The organism is Pseudomonas sp. NFACC25, from assembly GCF_900100935.1.
GTDB classification, from domain to species: domain Bacteria; phylum Pseudomonadota; class Gammaproteobacteria; order Pseudomonadales; family Pseudomonadaceae; genus Aquipseudomonas; species Aquipseudomonas marginalis.
This window is the reverse complement of record NZ_FMUC01000012.1, coordinates 1-8,137: the sequence shown is the minus strand read 5'-3', so window position 1 is coordinate 8,137 and position 8,137 is coordinate 1. Positions and strand designations below refer to the sequence as shown.

At 50.0% G+C, this 8,137-nt stretch carries 7 protein-coding genes and 1 tRNA gene; 7 read left to right on the top strand and 1 reads right to left on the bottom strand.

Annotated features, from left to right (window positions below):
• Positions 1 to 329 precede the first annotated feature (329 nt).
• Entirely contained in the window at positions 330 to 740 is a 411-nt protein-coding gene (locus BLQ09_RS23275) for a hypothetical protein (RefSeq protein ID WP_027605105.1), read from the bottom strand.
• A gap of 188 nt (positions 741 to 928) precedes the next feature.
• On the opposite strand from BLQ09_RS23275, the gene BLQ09_RS23270 reads away from it, so the two are divergent.
• From BLQ09_RS23270 to tnpB, 7 genes are all read left to right on the top strand, one after another.
• A tRNA-Thr gene (locus BLQ09_RS23270) sits at positions 929 to 1,004 on the top strand.
• Between the two features lie 172 nt (positions 1,005 to 1,176).
• A complete protein-coding gene (locus tag BLQ09_RS23265) occupies positions 1,177 to 2,499 on the top strand; it encodes a tyrosine-type recombinase/integrase (protein ID WP_092358699.1) in 1,323 nt (440 codons plus the stop codon).
• 911 nt (positions 2,500 to 3,410) lie between these two features.
• The gene (locus BLQ09_RS23255) at positions 3,411 to 4,391 is read left to right on the top strand and encodes an integrase domain-containing protein (protein ID WP_092358695.1); all 981 of its coding nucleotides are present in this window, start codon (positions 3,411 to 3,413) and stop codon (positions 4,389 to 4,391) included.
• Positions 4,388 to 4,744: a hypothetical protein gene (locus tag BLQ09_RS23250; RefSeq protein ID WP_256569003.1), complete on the top strand. Its 357-nt coding sequence runs from the start codon at positions 4,388 to 4,390 to the stop codon at positions 4,742 to 4,744. The genes BLQ09_RS23255 and BLQ09_RS23250 overlap by 4 nt, the downstream gene beginning before the upstream one ends.
• Before the next feature lie 516 nt (positions 4,745 to 5,260).
• Positions 5,261 to 6,232, top strand: coding sequence for a reverse transcriptase domain-containing protein (locus BLQ09_RS23245; RefSeq protein ID WP_092358693.1), 972 nt, complete (start codon positions 5,261 to 5,263; stop codon positions 6,230 to 6,232).
• Between the two features lie 2 nt (positions 6,233 to 6,234).
• Positions 6,235 to 7,587 carry an ATP-dependent nuclease gene (locus tag BLQ09_RS23240; protein ID WP_092358691.1) on the top strand — a complete coding sequence of 451 codons (1,353 nt, stop codon included), beginning with the start codon at positions 6,235 to 6,237 and terminating at the stop codon, positions 7,585 to 7,587.
• 305 nt (positions 7,588 to 7,892) lie between these two features.
• On the top strand, positions 7,893 to 8,137 hold a 245-nt coding region (gene tnpB / locus BLQ09_RS23235; RefSeq protein WP_139202133.1), incomplete at its 3' end, for an IS66 family insertion sequence element accessory protein TnpB.

Sequence of the window (8,137 nt, the reverse complement as noted above, 5' to 3'; positions counted from 1 at the left end):
TTTTTGTTGGCCTGCTGGTCAAAAACGGCACAAATCTGACATACCCACAAACAAATAATCCATTGCCTCAAATCTGTCTCGAAAATTTGCCTACACGATTTTGCGATTAAACCTACTATTCATATCGCGCGACAGAATACGCAAACCGCAGCTGGATTCAAGGCAAAACCCACCCGGCGGTCGCCCGCGACGTCTATGCACAACTAAGCAAAACCCACGCCGCTGGACACTTCCTCGACCCTCAATGAACCCACCCATTGAACCAAGAGGATACCCAGCACGAGCGCAAACGCGTTGACCATCGTCAGCCTGCGGGCATTGGCTCAGGCTTATTGATGAACCCGCCTCTCGGTGAATTCATAATCACCCTGGCAATCACTGGTAGGGGCCGCTGCCACGCTCACGTAATGCACGGTGTCCGGATCCACCAGCTTATAGGCGTACACATCCGGCGAACGCACCCCATCGGTGCGCAACTCGTTCTTACCGTCGGCCGCCGACCACGAACCCTGCTCGGTCTGAATCACCTGCGTCTGCTGCGCATCGCGAAAGAAGGTAATGGTGAAACGGCCATCGGCCTTGAGGTGGTTGGTCCACGACAGGAACTGACAGTTGCCGGTTTCCGAACGCAGGCCTTTCCAGGTACCGACCAGCGCGGGGTCGTTGCCGGGCTTGGTAGTGGAGCACGCGCTGAGAGCGGCGGCGAGGAGGATGAGGCACAGGGAGAGAATCCGTTTCACGTGGGGCTTCCTTAGGCAGGGATGAACTCAAGATCGCACTGGCCAGACCGCCCGGCGACGAGGGAAGAATCCTACCCGTGCTTGCCGGAAAAAGGGGCGTTCGTGAAAAAAGCTCGGGTTCTGCAAAAATAGTCAGAATTCAGGGGTTTACAGAACGTTGCCAATCGCTATAATCGTCGCCCTAACACGCCGGTATAGCTCAGTTGGTAGAGCAACTGACTTGTAATCAGTAGGTCCCGGGTTCGACTCCTGGTGCCGGCACCATACAAGGTTCCAGAGAAGGCTTTCAAAATCTCTGAAACCCCCGAAAAACCCGCCTTCTGGCGGGTTTTTTCGTTTTGGGGTTCCATCGGTTTCCGTCAGAAACTGGTGGATTCCAACCGTTTTAAGGGTAGAGTTTGGGATACAGGTCACTTCGATAAAAGGGAGTACCCTTATGTCGCGCACCACAGCTCCGCTCTCCGACGCAGCTTGCCGCTTGGCAAAACCTACAGTCCGCGCCTACAAGCTTTTCGACGGCGATGGCCTCTATCTTCTAGTCCAACCCAATGGCCGCAAAGGCTGGCGGCTCCGTTACGTCAAACCTGACGGACGGGAAGGGCTTACCTCGTTCGGCAACTACCCCGTCATTGGCCTCGCCGACGCGCGCCGCAAGCGCTTGGAAGTGAAGCGGATGCTGGCGGATGGCATTGATCCCATAGAGACCAAGCACCAAGCCAAGGCGGAAGCCGTAATCAAAGGCAGAACCTTTGAAAGCGTTGCGCTGGACTGGCACACAGAAATGTCGGCCAAGTGGGCACCAGGCCATTCCAAGACTGTGATGAGCCGCCTCAAAACCCACGTGTTCCCGCTGATCGGCGCCCGCGCCATTGTCGACCTCGACACCCATGACCTCATGCAGCCCTTGGAAGCGATCAAGAAGCGCGGAACGATAGACGTCGCTTTAAGGGTACAAAACTACCTGCAGAGCATCATGCGCGAGGCAAAACGCCTCCGGCTTATCACCGCAAACCCTGCTTACGACCTCGAAGGCTCGATCAAGGCCCCGCGGGTGGTGCATCGCCCCGCTCTACCCTTATCGCGACTGCCGGAACTGCAGGAGCGGATCGACACCTATAAAGGCCGGGCACTTACCCGTCTAACGGTGATGCTGTCGCTGCATGTGTTTGTACGATCCAGCGAACTGCGTTTCGCACGCTGGAGCGAGTTCGACCTCAAGCGGGGCACCTGGGAGATACCGGACACTCGACCCGCGTTGGAGGGAGTACCCTTTTCCACAAGGGGTACGAAGATGGCAGGAGATATCCATTTAGTACCCTTATCACCGCAAGCAGTGGCGCTACTCGAAAAAATCCATGCACTCACAGGCAAATTCGCATTGGTCTTCGCAGGGGATGCCAAACCCTGGAAGCCCATGTCCGAAAATACCGTGAACAACGCGCTTCGGACGATGGGATACGACACCAAAACCGATATCTGCGGGCATGGATTTCGTTCGATGGCCTGCAGCGCACTGATCGAGTCAGGATTGTGGTCGGAGACAGCCATTGAACGGCAGATGAGCCACAAGGAGCGCAACAACGTCCGCGCCGCTTACATTCACAAGGCCGAGTTCATTGAGGAGCGCAGACTGATCATGAACTGGTGGAGCCGGTATCTGGAGGCCAACCGGCCCGAGCATGTCACTCCACACGAATTCGCGAACCAGACAGGAGCGAACGTCACTCGCCTAAAAGCAAAACGTGGCGCAACTGAGTAAGCGCTCGGCCTTCATATCTCAATGATCCGCTTGTCCACGCGGGTCCATCCAAACAGGGCTGCAAAGCCGCCCTGCTTGGATGGACCTCACTTAAAAAAATCTAAAACCCATGCAACTATCTGTGGAAAACCACTGATTTCCACCGGTGGATAATTTCATCCACAGCCGCAGAACTCCCGAAAATTCGAGCCTTGACCCAAATTATCCACAGGCGTAGAAAAGATCGGGTAAAGCGCTGTCGTTGACAGCAACCCAGGTAGCCAGAACCTTTAAGGCTACGCCACACCGTGGTGGTTCACCCAAAGTGCGATTAGCGTCCGGCGGCTCGCACAGTCACAGCGATGTGATGGATGCCTACTTTTATCAGTGTGCCCACTGCGGCAACTCATACTCTTTCATAGCTGCCCTGCAGCAACCTATCCGCTTGGCCATTTCATTGCGCCAACCTGCGCCCGTCTCTTTCTCCCGGAAAGAGACGGGCGCTCCTACCGCTGCTGCAGCCCAACTCGTACAAGGCTTTGCGGCATTCCCCCTCGTGACAATCGGCGTGACAAACACCGAAGTCACCAGCAACAGCGATGCAGATGACGGTGCCGCAGACCATGGAATGGACTGCACCTGACTGACAGTCAGGCATGCCCCGGTCATCGCATCACTGCCTTCACCCGACTCAGGATCTCGCGGCGCCGGTCTCGTCAGCCAGCGCAGCCTCCACCCGCCCACTTCTTCGGAAGTGTTCAGGACGCCAGATCATGAGATGCCCAAGCTCCCGGTCGTAAAGAGCCGCCAGTCCCGCGTTAGTGGACAACCCTCACAGGTCGCAGGGGCCTTGATCCCTGATAACACTCAACATTCTTGGCGGGATGACGTGGGGAAGGTTTTACAAGTGTGGCTTCGAGAGGAGTTTGGTCATGGGATTGGTCGGTAGACGGGATGGGCGTAATTTTGGGTATGGTCGACAACTGAGTTATGCCGGACCGCAGGCGTTAAAAGACATGTTCGGCGGAGGGCATTACGGTACGGTCAAAGCGCACAGCGATCGCTGGCAGGCGTTTGTGCGCTGGTGCCGCTCAGACGATGGACCAGGGCTCAACGATGCACGGCAGATAGATCGCCAGATCTTGTCGGATTACGCGGCGCATCTGAGTCACTTAGTCGAGCGCGGCGACCTCGCTATCGCCACCGCACAAAATCGATTATCCAGCGTGAACCGGACCATGGCAGCGCTTCGCGGTGATCAGTACGTGAAAGTACCGAGTCCGAGCAAGGCGTTGGAAATGCAGCGCACCAATGTTCGTCGCTCGGTGCCGCAAGGCCAAGACCGCGAACACGTGAAGCGGCTCGTCGCCGTGCTCTGCGAACACCAAATGCCGCGCGCTGCGGCCATCGCGCAGTTGGCGCGAGCCACCGGCATGCGCTTGCGCGAGGCGATTTTAGCCGACCTTCCGCGCCTGAAGCGCGAGTCCGAACAATACGGGAAGATCAACATCCAGGATGGCACCAAAGGTGGTCGCGCAGGTGCTTCGGCACCTCGCTGGATCGGGGTAGATAATCATATTCGTGATGCCCTGAGGTTTGCCGAACAGGCCTCGCCTGACACTAGCCGCAACGTATTAGCTCCGCACGAAAGCTACCAGGATTTCTTACAGGGCACTGTTCGCCCCGCTCGAGACATCCTCCACGCGCACAACCTCAAAGGCTTCCACGAACTGCGGGCGGCCTATGCATGCGAACGCTACGAGCAAATCACCCTTCATCCCGCCCCCATCAATGGAGGCAATTGTTACCAGCTCGATCATCACCTCGATCAGAAGGCTCGAGCACAAATCAGCTATGAGCTGGGGCACGGTCGAATCGACGTTGTATCGGCGTACATTGGCGCTCGAGCATGAGCAAGCCATTCGATATGGAGATTTTTCTGGCGGGCGTTCTCACCGGGTCGCATGCCACTCGCGAACGTCACCTACGCCAAGCAAAGGCCATTCAAGCGGCGATCTCTGATCGCTGGCACCGAGAGAACCCATGGGCCTGGCAGAGAAAGCATCTCGCATGGTTTCTAAAAAACCACCTCAATCAACACGCCGAATCAACGCGCTATTACTATCTACTGACCATGCAGTTGATCACTGCTCGTCTAGGGAAGCCTTGGCAATTCAAAGTGATAGGTGCAGTTCCACCATCCATAGAGGACGTAAAGACCGACCATCGCAAAAAAAATAGGAGTTCGGCAGAAACGACCCAATAGCGGACATTCGTCTCGGCAGGCGACGTACATCAGCACTGGGTCAGCTTTAGACTCACAGAATATGACTGTACATATCTCAGAGCTAGAACTCAGGGATGACCTGCCTACCCTTGTTTTTTTTGGGAATGCGGCTTAGGATCTCTTCATGTCAGTGACTAGGAGCATCTCCAGTCTCAAGCTGACCTCTAAAGGCCTGTATCCGAGTTACTTTTGTGTGACTTCCCCAATCTGCTGATTGAGGGAAGCCGCACGAACAGTAAAATTTGCGTTACCCGTAACCCCCTTCCTGCCTGCACCTAAAGATCACTTTCAACTGTTCAATTAGCTGTGCACTTATGGTGCATTCTGGCTTAATACCTGCTTATGCGCCTTTTTTTTGTTACAGTGACCCCAGCCTGAATCCATAGTCTGCTGTACATATATAGACTGAGGCAAACACTACAACAGTATTAGTTTTGCTGTCACGAATAAAAAATTCGCGTAACACATAGTGAGTCGAAGGTTTGAGGGGCTGTTATGGCAAAGAAAGAATTAAGCTCGATATTTGACGCCATGTATCATGGAAAACATGATTTCCAGGATTTTTTGGCGGGAGATATAACAACGCGCTATAAAGTAACCACCCTCAAAGGCATGGAACTATACAAGACCGACGAAAAATTGAAGGCCTACCATAAATTTCTAAATTTATTTGTCTTTGAATTTTTAAAAGTAAATGAAAATGTTGTTTATTCCTACAGAAAAGGAGTGAACGTTGCAAGTGCAGTACAAAAACATGCCGGCAGCCGTCATTTTTTTCAAACAGACCTCAAAAGCTTTTTTAACAGTATTGATAGCGCCTTAGTAAGAGAAACAGTAAAAAACAATTTCGACTCTATACCTGTCTCCGACATAGACAGATATTTAGATAGAATTATAGAAATGTCAACCGTAAATGACATGCTGCCCATTGGGTTTTCAACATCCCCTATCATTAGCAATGCGTGTCTTCAAAAATTTGACAGCATACTTGAAGATTACTGTATCGCTCAAAATCTAATTTACACTAGATATTCTGACGACATTATCTTGTCTAGCAGTGGGGACACCCGACTATATGGGATCGATACTACAGTTGGAGAAATGCTGAAAGAGTGTTTCGGCGAGAAGCTAAACCTAAACTTCAGCAAAACCAAATTTTCGTCTGTAGGAAATAAAATAAAAATTTTGGGGATGGTTATTTTGCCCAATGGAACCGTCACCATTGATTCAAAACTAAAAAATACAATTGAGGTTCTACTTCACTTCTACGCGAGTGATAAAACCAAATTCAATGATAGACTAGAATCAGAAAGTTCAAAACTAAAAGGAGACAACAGTGTTGGCCTTTTACAGATATCGGGTTATTTGAACTACGTAAACACTACCGACCCCCACTACTTAAATAAATTACGGAAAAAATATGGAACTTCAGTTGTTGACGCGTTTATTCGCGGCACGGTGAAGTAGCCATGAAGTTGAGAATCCAGATCTCCAACATTCAACACATTCGAAACATGCTTGTAGATTTAGACCTGAGTTCATGCAAGTTAACCTGTATCGTAGGAAGAAACGGTGCAGGCAAAACCACGTTAGTCAAGGCTATTCAAAACCTCCAGTTTGCTGACACATTTGCACGGACATCCCCGGCTAGCATCTTCAATACAGACAGCGCCGTAACTTATACTGCAGAAGATGATAAATATAGCTTTTATTATGATCCGGAGATCAGGACACTCAACTCAAAAGATATAATACCAGACGAAATCAAGGCAAGCATTGATGCCGAATTGCCTATGCCATATGGCCAGAGGTTTAACTTTTTCCAAAATATAATCTCAGCCGACCTAGATATTCGACGATCTATCGTATTGGATAATCATGAGCGTCCGTTAGAGCTTATAAAAATGCTGAATGAGATTTACTCTACTTCAAGATTTGACACCTTAGTAGAGATAAAAATCAAAAAAACAAACTATTATTGCGTTTTGTTAGACGATAGCAAATATATCCGAGAAGACTACTTGAGCTCCGGAGAGTTTTTTCTCATCAGCCTTTATCGAAAAATAAAGGCCGGGGCAAAACTCATTGCTATTGACGAAATAGATATTTCACTGGATGCTGCCGCACAAACAAAACTAGCTGGAAAGCTACGAGAGTTCTGTGAAAAGTATAAGGTTAACATTTTTTTCACCACGCACTCCCTCCCGTTAATGAAGACACTGCTGTACGGCGAGCTATTTCATTTGGAGGAGGTAGACGGAATTGTAAGCCCACTTCCAGTCTCTTACAACTTCATCAAAAGTTTGTTATTTGGATTCGAGGGATGGGACAAATACATCTTAACTGAAGACAAAGTACTGCAGCGCTTTTTAGAATTCATCATTAATAAATTTTGCGCAGAAACTTTTTATCGATTCAAAATTATTTACATTGGCGGAGCGCCCAATGTAGTTAATTTAATGCAAAGAAATGCTGACGAAGAATTTCTGTCGACAAAAGATAACGTAATTTCGATACTGGATGGAGACCAAGCAGACCAAAAGCACACTCTTAATTTTAAGAATGTTCATTGCATCCCTCTTAGCAGCGTGGAGAAGAAAATTTACGAGGATTATCTGTCAGGTGCAGAAGAACTAGTACGAGTGTCCGCCGGTCTTACGTTTCATGACGACAAAGACATGTTCAGCAAGTTAACTGGTAGACGGCTAATGTCAGAAGCTCAAATCTTTGAGTACTTGTGCCGTATCTACATTGACGAAATAACGAAATTCTCGGAAATACTAAAGTCCTTTTTATACGACCCCGTAGACCCAAAGGTCTGAAACGAATTCTATAAATGATAGGGGACTGCTCGTTCTGGCCCGGAATATCGCCAACAGATAGCCCCATCAAAAAGGATACATTTAGAGATAGAATAAAAAACACATATAACAAATATGTTTTTTTACAATGGGTTGTAGCGCTGTTCGACTCCTGGTGCCGCACCATACAAAACAAAGCCCTCACAGAAATGTGAGGGCTTTGTTGTTTCTGGGTTGATACGTAAGCGCTCCATGAACCCCACATTCAAAGTCACCATCTGATCCCCGATGCTGTGCTCCCGATTCCTTTCCGGAGCCAGCACCTCATGATGCGTCCCGACGCAAAAGTCGAAAAAGTCTATCTCTACCCCAAACCCGTCGACTTCCGAAAATCCATCGATGGCCTAGCCGCTCTGGTCGAACTGGACATTAAGGTCGCGGTGTTTGACCCGGTACTTTTCGTGTTCCTCAACAAGCCTCGAAACCGAGTGAAAATTTTGTATTGGGAGCGTAACGGTTTTTGCCTTTGGCTAAAGCGGCTGGAGTCCGAGCGCTTCAAAACATCGCCGGA

Excerpts from the sequence above, each read along its gene's own strand:
- BLQ09_RS23265 (WP_092358699.1), top strand. The coding sequence starts at position 1,177 with ATGTCGCGCACCACAGCTCCGCTCTCCGACGCAGCTTGCCGCTTGGCA.
- BLQ09_RS23255 (WP_092358695.1), top strand. The coding sequence starts at position 3,411 with ATGGGATTGGTCGGTAGACGGGATGGGCGTAATTTTGGGTATGGTCGA.
- BLQ09_RS23250 (WP_256569003.1), top strand. The coding sequence starts at position 4,388 with ATGAGCAAGCCATTCGATATGGAGATTTTTCTGGCGGGCGTTCTCACC.
- BLQ09_RS23245 (WP_092358693.1), top strand. The coding sequence starts at position 5,261 with ATGGCAAAGAAAGAATTAAGCTCGATATTTGACGCCATGTATCATGGA.
- BLQ09_RS23240 (WP_092358691.1), top strand. The coding sequence starts at position 6,235 with ATGAAGTTGAGAATCCAGATCTCCAACATTCAACACATTCGAAACATG.